The 15,584-nt window shown below is 31.3% G+C and carries 18 protein-coding genes; 3 read left to right on the top strand and 15 right to left on the bottom strand.

The genetic code is table 11. From position 1 onward, the window contains the following. Positions 1-61: 61 nt before the first annotated feature. Complete coding sequence (locus NSA23_RS06690; RefSeq protein ID WP_042679752.1) at positions 62-865, bottom strand: ATP-grasp domain-containing protein; 804 nt, start codon at positions 863-865, stop codon at positions 62-64. A gap of 211 nt (positions 866-1,076) precedes the next feature. On the opposite strand from NSA23_RS06690, the gene NSA23_RS06685 reads away from it, so the two are divergent. Further along, complete coding sequence (locus tag NSA23_RS06685) at positions 1,077-1,874, top strand: putative ABC transporter permease (protein WP_042679754.1); 798 nt, start codon at positions 1,077-1,079, stop codon at positions 1,872-1,874. 208 nt (positions 1,875-2,082) lie between these two features. Here NSA23_RS06685 and NSA23_RS06680 read toward each other — a convergent pair whose 3' ends face one another. Then, complete coding sequence (locus tag NSA23_RS06680) at positions 2,083-2,619, bottom strand: GNAT family N-acetyltransferase (protein WP_042679756.1); 537 nt, start codon at positions 2,617-2,619, stop codon at positions 2,083-2,085. A gap of 484 nt (positions 2,620-3,103) precedes the next feature. Further along, complete coding sequence (locus tag NSA23_RS06675; RefSeq protein ID WP_042679758.1) at positions 3,104-3,523, bottom strand: PPC domain-containing DNA-binding protein; 420 nt, start codon at positions 3,521-3,523, stop codon at positions 3,104-3,106. A 247-nt stretch (positions 3,524-3,770) separates the two neighbouring features. Between NSA23_RS06675 and NSA23_RS06670 the strand changes: the two genes are divergently transcribed. After that, positions 3,771-4,217, top strand: coding sequence for a helix-turn-helix domain-containing protein (locus NSA23_RS06670; protein WP_222704728.1), 447 nt, complete (start codon positions 3,771-3,773; stop codon positions 4,215-4,217). Between the two features lie 314 nt (positions 4,218-4,531). Here NSA23_RS06670 and NSA23_RS06665 read toward each other — a convergent pair whose 3' ends face one another. The 5 genes from NSA23_RS06665 to NSA23_RS06645 are packed head-to-tail and all read right to left on the bottom strand — an operon-like array spanning position 4,532 to position 6,926. Further along, positions 4,532-5,425, bottom strand: a complete 894-nt coding sequence (locus NSA23_RS06665; protein ID WP_187116640.1) for a 4Fe-4S binding protein — start codon at positions 5,423-5,425, stop codon at positions 4,532-4,534. After that, positions 5,425-5,577 carry a CD1871A family CXXC motif-containing protein gene (locus tag NSA23_RS06660; RefSeq protein ID WP_257490348.1) on the bottom strand — a complete coding sequence of 51 codons (153 nt, stop codon included), beginning with the start codon at positions 5,575-5,577 and terminating at the stop codon, positions 5,425-5,427. The genes NSA23_RS06665 and NSA23_RS06660 overlap by 1 nt, the downstream gene beginning before the upstream one ends. Before the next feature lie 20 nt (positions 5,578-5,597). Next, positions 5,598-6,209: a TlpA family protein disulfide reductase gene (locus NSA23_RS06655; RefSeq protein WP_042679764.1), complete on the bottom strand. Its 612-nt coding sequence runs from the start codon at positions 6,207-6,209 to the stop codon at positions 5,598-5,600. 2 nt (positions 6,210-6,211) lie between these two features. Then, a complete protein-coding gene (locus tag NSA23_RS06650; protein ID WP_042679766.1) occupies positions 6,212-6,418 on the bottom strand; it encodes a helix-turn-helix domain-containing protein in 207 nt (68 codons plus the stop codon). 16 nt (positions 6,419-6,434) lie between these two features. Then, positions 6,435-6,926 carry a DUF2975 domain-containing protein gene (locus tag NSA23_RS06645; protein ID WP_042679768.1) on the bottom strand — a complete coding sequence of 164 codons (492 nt, stop codon included), beginning with the start codon at positions 6,924-6,926 and terminating at the stop codon, positions 6,435-6,437. 760 nt (positions 6,927-7,686) lie between these two features. On the opposite strand from NSA23_RS06645, the gene NSA23_RS06640 reads away from it, so the two are divergent. Then, positions 7,687-8,382 carry a hypothetical protein gene (locus NSA23_RS06640; RefSeq protein ID WP_257490347.1) on the top strand — a complete coding sequence of 232 codons (696 nt, stop codon included), beginning with the start codon at positions 7,687-7,689 and terminating at the stop codon, positions 8,380-8,382. Between the two features lie 557 nt (positions 8,383-8,939). On the opposite strand, the gene NSA23_RS06635 is transcribed toward NSA23_RS06640, so the two are convergent. The 7 genes from NSA23_RS06635 to NSA23_RS06605 form a co-directional block, all read right to left on the bottom strand. Next, positions 8,940-9,224 carry a hypothetical protein gene (locus NSA23_RS06635; protein WP_075052106.1) on the bottom strand — a complete coding sequence of 95 codons (285 nt, stop codon included), beginning with the start codon at positions 9,222-9,224 and terminating at the stop codon, positions 8,940-8,942. 11 nt (positions 9,225-9,235) lie between these two features. Continuing rightward, a complete protein-coding gene (locus NSA23_RS06630; protein ID WP_257490346.1) occupies positions 9,236-9,532 on the bottom strand; it encodes a hypothetical protein in 297 nt (98 codons plus the stop codon). A 182-nt stretch (positions 9,533-9,714) separates the two neighbouring features. Further along, a complete protein-coding gene (locus tag NSA23_RS06625; RefSeq protein WP_050069729.1) occupies positions 9,715-10,194 on the bottom strand; it encodes a hypothetical protein in 480 nt (159 codons plus the stop codon). Between the two features lie 85 nt (positions 10,195-10,279). After that, positions 10,280-11,317: a sensor histidine kinase gene (locus NSA23_RS06620; protein WP_042679774.1), complete on the bottom strand. Its 1,038-nt coding sequence runs from the start codon at positions 11,315-11,317 to the stop codon at positions 10,280-10,282. Positions 11,318-11,325: 8 nt separating this feature from the next. Further along, complete coding sequence (locus NSA23_RS16610) at positions 11,326-11,991, bottom strand: response regulator transcription factor (protein WP_075052108.1); 666 nt, start codon at positions 11,989-11,991, stop codon at positions 11,326-11,328. 36 nt (positions 11,992-12,027) lie between these two features. Beyond that, positions 12,028-14,193 (bottom strand): ABC transporter permease, encoded by a 2,166-nt coding sequence (locus tag NSA23_RS06610; protein WP_042679776.1) that lies wholly within the window; start codon positions 14,191-14,193, stop codon positions 12,028-12,030. Beyond that, positions 14,183-14,962, bottom strand: a complete 780-nt coding sequence (locus tag NSA23_RS06605; protein ID WP_042679778.1) for an ABC transporter ATP-binding protein — start codon at positions 14,960-14,962, stop codon at positions 14,183-14,185. The genes NSA23_RS06610 and NSA23_RS06605 overlap by 11 nt, the downstream gene beginning before the upstream one ends. Positions 14,963-15,584: the final 622 nt, after the last annotated feature.

The raw sequence follows: 15,584 nt of genomic DNA, 5'->3' as shown, positions 1-15,584 counted from the left end.
CCACCGAAGCTAAACCTCAGGTGGTATTTATTCTTCATCACTACCTCAAGTATATATTTAATTATGAAGCTTCAGGGTACATAGGAGTATTAGGATTAAAGTCTGGATATGATAGAATATAATCATAAATATGTTTTTCTATGTTAACTCCCATATTTTTTAAACCTTCATTTCCAAACATTACATTATATTCTAGTATATAATAAGCATCCCCAACTACTGCTATATCAAATCCTGCATGATTTATATTTAAACTAGAAGCAACTTTTTCTACCAATTCAATTGCCTTTGAGGGAATATTATTATAGTCATAAATAGCTCCTTTTGCAATATTATTATGAAACTCTCCCTCTCTAGCTATTCTCCAGTAAGCTCCTATTATCTTATTACCTACATATATTATTCTTAAATCTCTATCTATAGGAAGTTTTTCTTGAATATATAAGATATCATTATTTTCTATATAAGTTTTCAATTCTTGTCTGTTTTTTATAAGGAAAACTCCTCTTCCCATAGAGTTTTTTATTTCTTTAGCTACTAAGGGGTATCCAAATTCTTCTTCAATAGTTTCAATGTTAATGTTATATTTACTTAATATTTGAGTATAAGGTACATTTTTAGGGAAAGTAGTCCATAATGCTCTAGTAGTTTCAACTTTATTATGCCCTAGCTGATAAGTGCTAATATTAGGAAATATTTTCTTTTTGAGTCCATAAACTAAAGAATTTACCTGCCAATATTCTGGAAATAATATGCAATCTGCAGATTTTATTTTATCTATTTCTTTAAAAATATTTTCTGGTTTAATATATGTTATATTAGGTATGCTTATAGTCCTAAATGGATTAAATGTAATTAAATTCATTTCAACACCACCCTATAAAGAATAACAAAATTATTTTACTACCAGAAAAATTGTTTTGCAATATTTTTTATGATATTTTTATTTTTCCATAATTAATTATTCATATTTATCTAATAGATTAAATAATACTAATTATATATTGTGTTTTTATATCTTTTTAGTTATAATCCATATTATTAAATATCCTAGCATTATATGGAGGTAATATAATATGTACTCTTTTTCAGAATATCTGTGGTTTTTTATCATTTATGCTTTCTTAGGCTGGTGTGTTGAAGTTGTATATCACGTAGTAAAATCTGGGCAGTTCGTTAATAGAGGTTTCTTAAATGGAGCTGTATGTCCAATTTATGGCTTTGGTATGGTAATATTACTTTATTTATTAACTCCCCTAAAATATAATTTTATCTTATTATTTTTAGGTTCATTCTTACTTACATCTATTTTAGAATATATAACAGGATTTATACTCGAAAAAATATTTCATGATAAATGGTGGAATTATTCTGATATGCCTTTTAATATTAGAGGATATATATGTTTAGCTTTTTCAATTATATGGGGTATTAGTGGAGTATTTATGGTTGATATAATTCATCCACCTATCTCAAAATCTATATCTATCCTAGATAATACAATTGGTAATATTATATTATTTCTGATATTAATATGTTTAATAATAGATCTTATTATAACAATTTTGGGTATCATGAAAATAAAAAAACACATATATATACTTGATGAAATAGCGGAAAAGTTAAGATATTATTCTAATGATATTGGTGAAAATATTTATAAAGGTACCACATTAGCAATTAAGACTAAAGACAATATGAAGTACAAGATTGAGGAACAAAGATCAGAATTTGATGATATACTAAGTAAGAAAAGTATAAGAATCAAAGAACTAAAAGTAAAATATGAAAAGATATTGAAAGAAAAAGGATTTGTTCATAAACGTTTAGAAAAAGCATTTCCAAATATTAAAACATTGAAAAAACACAACTAAACTAATATAGCACAAGGGGACGATTCTTCTGTGCTATATTTTTCTCATTATTCTAAAATTAATTCCTGCTCGTTGCTTACATATCGATAATCTAACTAATTCTTCATATTCAAGACATTTATCATTAATTTCTCCACTGGTGAATTTAAAAAGATTTAATCTACAAGGCAAGGTAATTAAATTCAATATTGTAGAAATTAAAAATATATCAGTCAATATTCAATCCCATACATATAGAATCGTAGAACCTACCGTTAATTAGAAAATCCCTTGTTATTATTCCTTCTTTACTAAAACCAAGTTTTTCATACACATGAATTGCTGAATAATTATCACTTCTAACTCTCAAATTAATTTTTCTTATTACTCCTGATTGTTTACACCACTCAATTAAATACTTTATAAGTTCCGTTCCTATACTTTGACCCCAATATTCCTTTAAAACACTAATCCCAAATTCTCCAGTATGTGCTATTCGTGGCCTTGCACCTCCTGAAAAATTTAAGTTCCCAACTATTTTTCCATCTACTTCTGCAATAATGAACAATGCATTGTCTTTTTTTGAAATATTATCAATAAAATTTTCTTCCTGTTCAATAGTTTTATCAAATTCACCTTGTCCAAATGTCAAAAATACTGATTCTCCGCTAACTGTGTCGATATATTCTAATATTGCCTTAGCATCAAATTTATTTGCTTTTCTAATTATCATTGTATTTCCATTCTTTAATTTTAATTTTTTCATTTTCATCTACCCCTAAGTGAATTTTTCTTTTCATTACATACTAATACCAAGCATAGAACCATTTCTACAAAGATTATAACATAGTATTATTACCTTTAATATATAGTCTAATTTTTCATACCAAGAATTACAAAATATATACCATATATTACATCTACCACTTGGTTTCACGCCCCTTTCCTATCATAACAATCTCCCCAACTACATTTAAAAAACAAGATCAGGCTAATGCCAGCTTTTTGTTAAGAAAATCGTCATTGTCCTGACTTATGAATAGATAAATTACCAGAAAAAATAATTGAAAGGTGGTTCTAAATGAAATAATACTTTCTTGATTCTAAATCATAACTTACCTTTCTAATTCATTTTAACGCAAAGTAGAGTAAAGACTTCTCTTAAACCCAACATAAGTTACCACGAAGTATAAAAAATATGTGACAACACAGAGGGACGGTTCTCCTGTATTGTTATGATTGTGCTCTAACTAAAATTTAAAAAGATTTAGTCCAACCTTTTCATTGAATTCTCTATCCACTGTTCCCTCTATTGCATCTACAACTATCTCTCCTGTAGCACTAATTACCGCTAAATTTAAATGTCCGCCAAATACATTGTTTTCTTCATTTGCTAAGTTTATATGAATATGTAGATAAACTTCTCCATCCATCTGAGATATATTTCCTATAAGACTTGTAATCTCCATATCTCCTGTTAGTTCCTTTGAGTGATATTCTTTGCTACTTGTTTCAAATAGGCCTATCACTGCTCTATTTGTAGCTCCAAGACCAGAAATAGTACCTAGTTTTATACCTTCTTCTCGGCATAGTTTTTTAATGGATTCTACTACCTCTTCCCCTTTTTCCAATCTAACAACATACTTATGGCCAAATTTTTTAAACTCCATATTTATCACTTCCTTTGTAAATTAATTATAATATAAAAATTTCAACTAGACAATAAAAAGACAGAAGTTTCAGTTTTTTTATTTTAATAATGATTCTTCATTGTATTATAGCAAAACTATTTATATACTGAATATAATACCTAATATTCCCATTAAATTTAAGTAAAAAAATAGCGGGTTAAAAATCCCATAATTCCTCCAAATACAACAGAAGGAAGAAACATTTTTATTCTCTTAATCGCAATGATTGACATTAATAAAAATAGAAAACGGAGAGGCCAATTCTACATTATCTGTAATGTGGAAAATTGCAAATGGTCTAAACATTCCTATAAGTGCAATATTATCTATCCAATCGAATGTCTCCATTGCCCGGAAGAAAGACGGACTGAAACTGAGTAGTTCTAATAACACATTAATTGTCGAGCCTTTGTTTTATTCTCATGGTTTACTAGAATTCTATCGTGGTTACCTACAGCCTAAGGGAGAATATCTTCCTGAAACACATCCACAAGGTGTTGTGGAATTTGTTACTGTTATGTCAGGTCAATTAACAATGAATATAAACAGTGATACTTATCAATTAGATGAGTACGATTCAATCCGTTTTAAAGGTGATGATTCTCATAAGTATATCAATCCTTCATCATCTTTAACAATTTTACATTTTGCAATTTCTTATAACAATCTTTAAAGAATATTCTTTTCAAAGAAACCTATCAATTTTCATTGGGGACTCCTTTATTTTGCTTATTTCTGCATAAAAAGTCCCCCAAATAAATAGTTATCTCAATAAATAATTCCTGTCAATCTTTCTATTTGTCTTATTAATAACCCATTTCAACATAGGTTTTGACAAAATTATGATACTAATACACAGAAATATAACGAAGAATATAGCCTAAGAAATTTTTATTGAATAATAGATTTTTGAATTGCTTTTTGCCTATAAAAGCAAAGGCATCAGATTTTTTTCATCTCAATGCCCTTGAATTTTCTTTATTATTTTTATTGATGAAAGGTATGCTCATTTGTCTTGGTAACTCCTACTGTACCTTCTAAGTAAACTCCTGATGTTATTGCACCCTTCGGACAGGCCTTTTTGCACTCTCCACAACGAATACATTCCACCGAATTAATATCTTTTGTTATTTTAACATTCATCTTACACTGCTTTTCACAAGTTTTGCAGCCGTTACATTTTAGTTTATCCACATTCATTTGATAAAAGCTAAACTTATTGAAAAGTGAATAAAATGCGCCGAGAGGACAGATGTACTTACAAAAAGGTCTATATATAAATATTGAAACAGCGATTATTAATACTAATATCCCCATTTTCCAATTAAACAAAAATCCAATTGTTTCTCTTAAAGGTTCATTTTTAATGAGTAGCGGGATACCACCCTCCAGCGTTCCTGCCGGACAAATCCATTGGCAGAAGTAAGGCTGTGCCATACCATATTGATTGGTTAGAAAAATTGGCAATAGAATAACAGGAATTAAGAGTATAGCATATTTTAAATACCGAAGTGGCTTATCTATTCTTTTTGGGACCTTGATTTTTGGTAACTTAATTTTATGAAGCAAATCCTGTAAAAATCCAAACGGACATAGAAAACCACAAACAAATCTTCCAAGAAGCACTCCAAACAGCATAATAAATCCTAATACATAAAAGGAAAAATTATGTTTCCTACCTCCTAAAACTGCTTGCAAAGAGCCAATAGGACAAGATCCAACAGCACCAGGACAAGAATAACAATTCAGTCCCGGCACACAAATAAATTTTGAGTTACCTGTAAATATTTTACCTTTCATAAATCCAACAATATATCCATTTGTAATAATCGTTGTAATAGTTTGAATAATACGCTGTTCGCTTATTTTTAGTTTATCCATTATCCGACACCTATACATTCAAGGCAGATATTAACTGCTTTTTTCAATACCACCAAATGCTCTCCACGAAGAATGCCTACCCCAACAAATAAAAAAGAGGAAATAAGAAGAGCATACCGTATATTTAATTTCGTCAATTCTATTTTTCTCATCGTAGTTTGCTCACTCCTGTTTATTTTGATTTTTCAACTTCTTCTAATCTGTCAAGAATTGCTTGTCTATAATCGTCTTCGGTTCGACCACCGAAGTGTGGTTGTCCAATTATTTTACCTTTTGAATCTACAAAGATAGTGGTTGGAAAAAGAGTTGCTCTGTCAGTCAATGCTTTTTGCAACACATCATCTGGAATTAAAGTTAAGAACTTAGCACCTGCATCATCCATAACTTTTGTAGCAAATTCTACAGCATCCTTGTTATCAACAGTATCAGCACAAATTGAGATAATATTACTATCTTTAGGTCTGCTATCGTAGAGTTTTGCAATATCTGGCATTTCAGCAATACATGGATTACAGTTTGTTGTCCAAATATTTATCATTGTTATTTTATAGTCTTTAAAATAGTCGGATGTTACTTTCTCTCCTGTAATTGAAACTGTATCAAATCCAGCCAAATCCACATTCTCATATAACTTACTCTGCTGTTCATTTTGCTTTATTGCTTCCTCGTCTGTTAAAACTATGGGGTCACTCGGCCCTTTAATAAGTAAGATAACTATGCCTATAACCACAATAATTAATATTACACCTATTATTTTAAAGATCGTTTTAGATATTTTTTCCATAATCATACATCCTCTCTGTATTCCAGAATATCACCCGGTTGACAATCAAGTATTCTACACAATGCATCAAGGGTAGTAAACCTAACGGCCTTAGCTTTTTGGTTTTTAAAGTTTGAAACATTTGCCATCGTCATATCAAGTTTTTCAGATAACTCAGTAAGTGACATTTTCCGTTTTGCCATCATAACGTCTAAGTTGATAACTATCATACAATTGCACCTCCAATTAAAAAGTAAGGTCTACTTCTTCTTTTATCTCTGCCGCTTTTTTAAAAATGTTTGACATAATTAATGAGAGAAATCCTGCTGTTATAGAGACAAAAGGAACAATAATTGAAGGAATTATCGTTAGTGCATACAAAAATAAGCTGCGGTCAAAATAGAGGAATAGCTCTGCCAATATAAAGAGTACTGCCTCACTAAATGCACAAATTGCAATTATTTGAAATTCCTTTGCAATTTTAGGAGAAAAAGAATTTTGTGAACAAAGTAACCTACAAATGGATTTTAATTTAAATAGTGCCACAAGATATGGAGTTGCACAGACATAGATACATCCTGTCAATATTAGCACCATATTAGAACTTAATAGTTCTCTATTTGAGGTTTTCAAAAGTGCTGTAATAACAAGTGGTGTAGCTATAAGTGCAAGAATCGTTAAAACAATTCCTACAATTACAAGTCCATTTAATAATTTTGAACTTATTTTTTCTTTCATAAATATTACCTCACCTTAAAATATTTTTGTTTGTTAACTACTTTCAACATTATATATCACAAATTAAACAATTTCAATAATTTTTTATCGTTATTCTTTATATTTTTATCGTTATTCTTTAAGCTTTTATTATTATTTTCAAATCATAATGGAAAAGAACGCTAAAATTAGCGTTCTTTTATAAAATATAAATTATAAAAATTTCAATTTAAAGATGTAACTTTCTTTTCAAAAAATCAACCTCAAAACTGGATAATTCTTATCCAGTTTTAGCCCATTTTTTACCTTCAAACTACAATACCTTGTGGTTAAAACACTCTACTTTTCTTCTTGTTTACAATACATTATCTGAACTACACACTCCGCATGCAGCTACAACTCCAAACCAAGTATGGACTTGGGACATTACCTGGTTAAATGCGCTTATCAAAGGACAGCACTACAAACTTTATTTAATAATAAACATGTTCAGTAGACTAATAGTAGCCTTTGAAGAAGGCAGTACCTTTCTATAGCCATGTCTTCAGGTATCCAAACCATGTAGGCAGAGACTCTATGTCAATGGCAAATCGGAAACGAAGGAATTAAATGTTTTTATAATTAAATGCGACAACTTACTTGACAAACACCAATAACAGTTTCTCCGATATTTGCAAACTAACCCTATAAATAGTATAATGAAATTCAATAGATATTCATCTTGTTTTTTTATTAGTTGTTTGGACACTAAATTAATTCATTAAAAGGGGGAGTTTTATTTATGAAAAAATTTTTTATTTCAAGCATTCTATTACTAACAATTATTTTAGGGGGGGGGATAACCTGTTATGCAGATTCTGTAGAATCTAATGTTGTTAATCTTTCAGAAGAGGACAAGCTTGAAATCAGAGAGATGCTAGATGAACTTAATATTGATAAAACGACTCAAGACAATTTAATCAATAAGTTAGAAAATAATCAAATTTGGGATTGTATGGATGAAGAACAAGTTTCAAAAATACCAGAAAATTATTTTAATGTATCAATTGATGAGCCTGTTAAAAGATATACATTTCCTGATGGATCAGTAATTGAAACAAAATTAGAATTGCCTATGATTTCACCTTCTGCAGTTACAGGTGGAAGTGTTTCATCTGGATCAGGATACACTTCAGTAAGGGGAGCTAAAGTTAGCACAAAAAAAGGTCTGGTTGGCATGGGATTTTATGCTGATTATACTAATGTAAATGGTGCATATGACTATATAAGTAGAGTATATGATTCCTGGGTTAAAGTAGTAGGTGGAAGCTATAGTAATCGTAAATTAAAAATAGTGAAAAAAAGAGAGGATATCTCAGGACCAGCAGAGGCAAAACTTTCAGCAGACGTATCATGGGTTGGAGGAGTTACTGGGGCTGGAACAGAATGGTTAAAATTACGCGTAGGAAAGGATAAAGCATGGTCAAGCCAAAACTAACAAAATTAACCAATATAATATGCAATATTTCATTGATTTTAATTGCATTTTTTATGATATTTTTTGTTTTCATCAAAAATACGCTAGAATATCCAAATACCTATGATATTAGAATAATATCAGTATTAACTGTATTGTTTATATTATCATTTATTGCAAAATCTCTAATTATAGAAAATAATAACAGATAATTAAACAATATTACTATATTAGCTGTTAAGTAATTAGTAACATTAGTGTAAAAGCATAGATGACTATATTACTATTGTAATTAATCCTTGATAAAAAATAAGTGAAAAGATGCTTTTAAAATATCAAAACAAAAAAATGAAGAGGACAAACATAAAATAGAAGTTACTTAATTAAGTAACTTCTATTTTATGTTTCAATCATTACACATAATCTTATATCTCTTTCAATATTTTTATTAAAACTTATGTTATTTGCCAAAGAGTTATATCATTGTTAATAGCTTTTACTATAAAAACTTTGCATTCTCCACTCGAATCATAATCGACTACCTTCTGGATGCCTAAAACATAGTACCACATTTCTCTTTATCCTGTGTCATCACCACTATGTGGATACATTTTGTTATCCTCGTTACCTACATGTGAACACAATTCATCAGATGATTCAGACTTTTTATTTTTCGCATTTTTTCTTGCAGGCTTAAATCTATTTCCATCAAGACTGTTATCCAATCCTGTTTTATATACGAATGTTATCATTGCAGGGTCTTTGTTTCCCTCTTCATCTATCCCACTAACAATAACTTTTTCAACCACACTTTCAAACACATAGCGGTCAAACGTATCAATAACCTTATTCTGTTCCAACACTTTTTTAAAACCTAATAAACGTTTTTAATATCCTTTTCTTCTTCCAAATTTGATGTCAACTTTTCTCTATCCTGAATATCCTGAATTTTTACATCTATCTTCTGTAGTATATCGGTATATTTCTCTTCATATGTTTCCTTATCTATAATATCCTCTAGCCTCATATTTACTAACTTGTTCTTTTTTGATTCTAATAATTGAACTTCTTTTTCAATTTTAGAAGTCTCCTTGTGAATAGTACTTGAGCTTAAAACGTCTTCCATTCTCTGCAAAAACTCTTGTAAAACATCTTTGTTGTTATTACACATAATGCAATAGCTTTCCAGAAATGCTTTTTCAATTTTCAGCGTATCCAATGGATTTCTTGGAAACCTTCTCGCTTTGTTACCTGCGTTCCCGTAATGGCTTATCAGCAAATTCCTTATATTTAAAATTATAAGGAGTTATAATTTAGCAATTGAAATCTCTGGATTCACACATGGAATGAAGTTTATAGATCCACACTATTTTGTGCTCTAACTAGAAATATTGTCATAATTATAGAAATTAGCAACCCACCAAATACATAACCCCAACTAAAAAATGAAAAAAAATAAGGATAATAGATTCGAACACCGTCGATACCTTGCCTTATATGCGATCCTTCATCAACAATCCTTTGCATAACACTTGTAATATACAGAGGATTAATATCATAAATATATGCACTTAGTAAATATATTATGATTTTCTCTGTAATACTAGGGACAAAAAAACCTAATGCATAAAAAGTTTTACGTTTCCCTTTACAGTAGAATAAATAATACAATGCACCAACTGTATAGGGAAAAACTAGTAGTAAAATTCCTAGAACATTCTTTACGCTCTTGAAGCCGCCAAAGATAACTGTGAAAACTATTAGTAAGTAAGTGGATAGTATAATAAACCAACCTAAACACAATTTGTAAAAATCTTTATATTGCTTTTTCACTTTTACACCTCCCATTTTTTGTATTGGTGGTGCTTTTCTACAGTCTCATTATCTAAGCATAACTCATTAATGTGTAATTGATAGCTTATTGTTTCACATGCGGAAATATTAGTGATATGGTCAGCCCTGAACCAATCCCTGATTTTACATCCAACTGAATTGCTAGATCATAAGCCATTTTGCTCACTAAGAAGAGTCCCATTCCTGTTGCTTGCCTTGTATACGTACCTCGCCCTCCAGTAAAGCCCTTGTCAAAAATAAATGGTAAATCTTCTTCAGATACACCAGGTCCATTATCAGTAATATTTAAAATAGTTTGATCACTCATTTCATCATAAACCGTTTCAAATTTCAGAATTGGAGGATCCTGATTCTGTGAAACATATTTTGTGCTATTAGAGATTATTTGTTCTAATATAAAAGCTAATCCCTTGCGGTCAGATAAAATTTGCATTTCTTCACCTATGAACTGTATTTGAAAAGCAGATTCATCTAATAGTGATTGATGGTTCTCTATTGTCTGTTTACAAAATGCTAGTAAGTTTATAGACTCAAAAATATAATCTTTATGAGTAGCCCTAAGTCTTGCAAAATACAAAATTCGCTCTACGTCTCCAAGGATTTTATCTCTGACATGAAACATACGTTGTCTAACAAGGGGAGACATTTCGTCACTGCGGTTATCTAATACCAATGTCATTAATGACAGAGGCTTTTTAATTTCATGAACCCACCCTTCTATATAATTTTCATAATCGGTTAACTCAATGGCTTGATCATTAAGTTCTGATTGATATGATCTTATGACACTTCCCATTCTACGGATAAATGACCAATGTGTTTTAGGAGATACATGACATAATCTTTCTTCGTTCGTTTCATTCGGTTCTAACAAAAAATCCTGAAAGGCAGCTTTTATTATTTTTTGCTTTCTAATTATAATGAATACAGATAACGATATCATTGCTAGAGTAAAAACAATCATTAGTCCTACTAAAACCTTAAACGTTTCAGGATAAGCCAACCAAGCTAAAAAACTAAAAAGGAGACTTGTAGCCATCAACATAAAAAACCATTGTTTATAAGCATGAAAACAATCATAGATTTGCTTTATCCATTTCATAACTTTATCTACCCCCTAAGTCGATAACCTTTACCCCTTATTGTCTCAATTTGATCCTCCAAGTTTAATTGTCGTAGTGTTTTTCGCAAGCGAGTGAGGTTTACTTGAAGTGCATTTTCGTCTATATATTGATCTGTTCCCCATAAAATTTTACTCAGTGTTGACTTGGATACAACCTCAGGTCTATGCTGTACTAGAGCCAATAAAATTCTTCCTTCATTAGCTGATAATAATAAAGATTGGGCCCCCTTATACAAAGTAAAGGTATTTGGATCTAGCGAAAAACTACCACCATCTATCAAGCTTGGCTGTCCTTCAAACCTTCTTAGCAGATTCTGAATGCGCGCTAATAATCTATCTCGATTACATGGTTTTGTGAGATAATCATCTGCACCTAAATGAAGACCGTGTAATTCATCTTGTAACTTATCTCTAGATGTAAGAATCAATATTGGACCAATCCCTTTTAATTTTAGACTTTTGCATATTTCAAATCCTGACTGTTCCGGTAAGTTAATGTCTAATAAGACTAAGTCTGGTGCCCAAGTGGCTATTTGAGCAACTACATCATGGAAGTCTGCAATTGCCATCACTTCATAACCAGCTTTTTGCAATATATCCATTAACTCTTCTCTCATCAATAGATCATCTTCAACAATTGTAATTTTAGCCACTTCAGCACCTCCTTCAATGTGAAATTTAACGGTTCCTTAATCTATATTTGGCTTCCAACGCAATTTATCTATTTCATGATCAGCTGAACGAGCAACTGCTACTCCATAAATTACCAAAATTACGATTACTACACATGCAAAGGTAAAGGCAATAGGATAAAGTAACGCGTTGTCTTCGATGCGAATAATAACAAATGAAATCATAGCCCTTATCCCAACAGCTCCACTGACGCATGCAAGAGACATAGGTAACAGAAAAGTCAACAACACCTGTCTATGCATAGATTTTTTCATTTGATTACGTTTTGCTCCCAACATGGAAAGCGTTACATAGCGTTGTCCAGTCTGCTTCATCTGTGTCAAAAATTGTAAAGCTAATACCGTACATGCAATAATCAAGAATAAGAATCCCATATATAGTATCGTATAACTTCCAGCAACAACGTAGAAAAGTCTACGTCCAAAGTTTTGCAAATAACTTTCAAACTTGAAGCCTGAAGATTTTAATAAGTCTCTAGCTTCCATCATTGGTTTCATTAAACCTTGTTGGTCCTGCAGCTTTTGTGGAATGCGAAAATTCCAATATGACACATAGGTTTCCGTATTTAATAATTGTTCAAACATATGATCAGGGACTATAAATGCTGAAGTAATTTCTACAGAACGGTCTGCTACTAGCCCTCTCATTGGAATTGATGGGTGTATAGATATTGCCTGATCATTAATACTCATCAAACTTTGTCCTTCTTTCGCAGCCTTTTCAAGAATATTATCTAGTACAGGCATGCTTTCTAGATTATCCTTAGGCATAAAATCTGGATTAAAGTATAAAGCAATTTCATCTGAATGTAGGTTCAGCGGTTTTTCTCCTATAGTTTCTAAAAGTCCATTATAAGAGGATTCAGGAATGAGGTAAGGTTTTGTTGCATCAATCTCTAGAGCCCCAAAAAGATTAAGTGCTTCAGGATTTTCCGAACTGATACTGTAACCCTGCATTTCTCCAGATAAAACTTGTTCTTTATAGTTGCTTGGCAGAGCCATAATTAGTTGCTCTCTTAATTTAGACCAGTCTACCAACGATACAGGCAAGTCGTCTTCTGCGCCTTCATCCTGATATTTCATTCTTCCAATTTCTAGTAGATTTAAGTCCTCTACATATGGTGCCATTTTTTCTGAAGTAAGAAATTGCTCAACCTTTTGATTATTACCATTAACGGTAAAATCATATATCGAGGAACTTCTAGTAGAAACACTTTCAAAGCTTATAATAGTTGAAGCACCATTTGTTATCAAAATGATAGACAACGTAATTAGAATAGATGTTACAGCAACAGAAGTAGATCTATTGGCTACGTTCTCTTGAAACTGCCTTAATGTAAATATGTGCAGCCCTTTAGTAGATTTACGCTCGGACAAGCTTGCTAATAAGCCTAGTAGTTTTCCAAATCCCCTCATAAAAAGGATCGTTCCTAAACTTCCGAGAGCCAATGCCACAAACAGAAGCAGTCCTCCAAAGTCCATAAAACGATATAAAACGATCCAATATGCCACGCCTAGTAAGATAGAACCTGCTAATATATGAAGTATGTTGCTCTTAACATGCCCCATATCTTGCTTCTTATCCATTTGCTCATTCAGTAATTGATGTACCTCTTGATTAAATAATCTTCCCCCAAGAATAACTAATGCTATAAACTGGATAAGTAAAAAACCGATTACGGTAAAGAAAATCGCACCTACCGACAAGCTTATTTGATGACCGATAATTCCCTGTCCAACTAATTTAGAAACCGTCAAGCTGATTATTTCTGCTAAAAATCCGCCTATTAAAATGCCTCCAATGAGTGCCAAAATAGAAGTAATTAACCCCTCTGCTAAAAGTTGAAGAACAAGGCGTTCCTTGCGCATTCCTAACATGAGATAGAGCCCAAACTCTTTACTCCTTCGATTTAATTGGTACTGATTAGCAAATAAAATCAAGAAAAACAATAAAAATAATGCAAATAGATACACAATTGGCATTAGAGCTAAAAGTTTATCGATCGAATCACTTTCAAATTCCTTTAAAAATATAATAACATCTTGTCTACCAAGTGAAAGAATGATATAAAACGACGCTATTGCTGTTACAAGTGTTGCAAAGTAAATTAAATTCTCCTTACGACTACGTTTAGCATTACGATAAATCAGCTTAGAGAACATTTGCACTTCCACCTCCAAGCTGAGCCATTAACTGCAAGATTCTTTCATAAAATTTCTCGCGAGACTCATCATGTTTGCGGCGCAGTTCATGAAATATTACACCATCTTGTATAAAAAGGATTCTAGAGCAAAAACTTGTAGCATTGGGATCATGGCTAACCATTAAAATAGTCCTTCCACTACTTCTATTAAGACCTTCCAACTTATTCATTAAGATTCTTGCAGAACGTGTGTCTAATGCTCCTGTCGGTTCATCTGCCAGAACAATATCTGGTTCAGAAATCAAACTGCGTGCAGCTGCTACCCGCTGTTTTTGTCCCCCAGACATCTGAGATGGAAATTTATTAAGAATATCAGCAATTTCTAAAAAATCTGCTAGTTCATCTAATTTAGCACGTGCTTTTGCAAAATCCATCCCATGAATAGACAGTGGTAATAGTATATTTTCTTGTCCAGTTAAATTATCTAGCAGTGCAAAGTCTTGAAACAAATATCCAATTCGACTACCCCGATATTCCGCTAAATCCTTACTATCAAAAGCACTGATGTTTTTTCCATTTAAAAACACACGCCCCGATGTTGGCTTTATAATCGTTGCAATGCAGTTTAATAATGTAGTTTTACCAGAGCCACTTGGACCCATGATTCCAAGAAACTCTCCTGGAAAAACATCAAAAGTAATTCCCTTTAATGCAACGGTTTCACTTTGTCCTTCACCATATGTCTTATATACTTCTTGAACTCGAAGCAACTTATCTGAAATTTTCATATCATATCCCTCCTATACTTTTCGTTAGTGTAAAGTTCAAAATTCTTTTGAATCTCTTTTTTGGAGTTTGGTTTTTTATAGCCTACTTTACACTATCACTTTTCTTATAAATACTATATAATAAAAATTCACCAATTAACACTTACAGTTGTTGTAAGGTTTGTAATGAGAGGAATATCTCCTTTATTAAGTTAATTATCAGACCCCGTTACCTTCTTAAATTGCATATTTAATAAGACTATCATAATTAGTTGCTATTATAGTAAGTCCATTATCTGGGATAATTATTATAATACCCATTATTCTATAATTATTGTTGAAGAAACAGTTATTAAACTTTAAGTGCTTTGTTTTTACTCGATTTTTATCTTTACTTAACAGGTTCGTGTTAAGTAAGTAGCCCCTTTAAAAGGTTTAAATTTGTATGTGCATGCTTAATATTTCTCATGGTAAACCATCTATAGACACATATTCATACGTAACAAATAAAATGAAACATCATACTGTTAATATATTTTATAGCATAATAAAATGATTTGCCACCGAGCAAAAAAATTGGGTGGCAATATGGTGGCAAACCACTATTTTTTTAATATTAAATTGACTATAAATACAGCATTTA

The sequence above is a fragment of the Anaerosalibacter massiliensis genome (assembly GCF_024623155.1).
GTDB classification, from domain to species: domain Bacteria; phylum Bacillota; class Clostridia; order Tissierellales; family Sporanaerobacteraceae; genus Anaerosalibacter; species Anaerosalibacter massiliensis.
This window is presented reverse-complemented; position numbering and strand designations above follow the sequence as displayed.

Bases quoted from the DNA above. Each gene is read 5' to 3' on its own strand.
- NSA23_RS06690 (WP_042679752.1), bottom strand. From the start codon at position 865: ATGAATTTAATTACATTTAATCCATTTAGGACTATAAGCATACCTAAT.
- NSA23_RS06685 (WP_042679754.1), top strand. From the start codon at position 1,077: ATGTACTCTTTTTCAGAATATCTGTGGTTTTTTATCATTTATGCTTTC.
- NSA23_RS06680 (WP_042679756.1), bottom strand. From the start codon at position 2,619: ATGAAAAAATTAAAATTAAAGAATGGAAATACAATGATAATTAGAAAA.
- NSA23_RS06675 (WP_042679758.1), bottom strand. From the start codon at position 3,523: ATGGAGTTTAAAAAATTTGGCCATAAGTATGTTGTTAGATTGGAAAAA.
- NSA23_RS06665 (WP_187116640.1), bottom strand. From the start codon at position 5,425: ATGGATAAACTAAAAATAAGCGAACAGCGTATTATTCAAACTATTACA.
- NSA23_RS06660 (WP_257490348.1), bottom strand. From the start codon at position 5,577: ATGAGAAAAATAGAATTGACGAAATTAAATATACGGTATGCTCTTCTT.
- NSA23_RS06655 (WP_042679764.1), bottom strand. From the start codon at position 6,209: ATGGAAAAAATATCTAAAACGATCTTTAAAATAATAGGTGTAATATTA.
- NSA23_RS06650 (WP_042679766.1), bottom strand. From the start codon at position 6,418: ATGATAGTTATCAACTTAGACGTTATGATGGCAAAACGGAAAATGTCA.
- NSA23_RS06645 (WP_042679768.1), bottom strand. From the start codon at position 6,926: ATGAAAGAAAAAATAAGTTCAAAATTATTAAATGGACTTGTAATTGTA.
- NSA23_RS06640 (WP_257490347.1), top strand. From the start codon at position 7,687: ATGAAAAAATTTTTTATTTCAAGCATTCTATTACTAACAATTATTTTA.
- NSA23_RS06630 (WP_257490346.1), bottom strand. From the start codon at position 9,532: ATGTGTAATAACAACAAAGATGTTTTACAAGAGTTTTTGCAGAGAATG.
- NSA23_RS06620 (WP_042679774.1), bottom strand. From the start codon at position 11,317: ATGAAATGGATAAAGCAAATCTATGATTGTTTTCATGCTTATAAACAA.
- NSA23_RS06610 (WP_042679776.1), bottom strand. From the start codon at position 14,193: ATGTTCTCTAAGCTGATTTATCGTAATGCTAAACGTAGTCGTAAGGAG.
- NSA23_RS06605 (WP_042679778.1), bottom strand. From the start codon at position 14,962: ATGAAAATTTCAGATAAGTTGCTTCGAGTTCAAGAAGTATATAAGACA.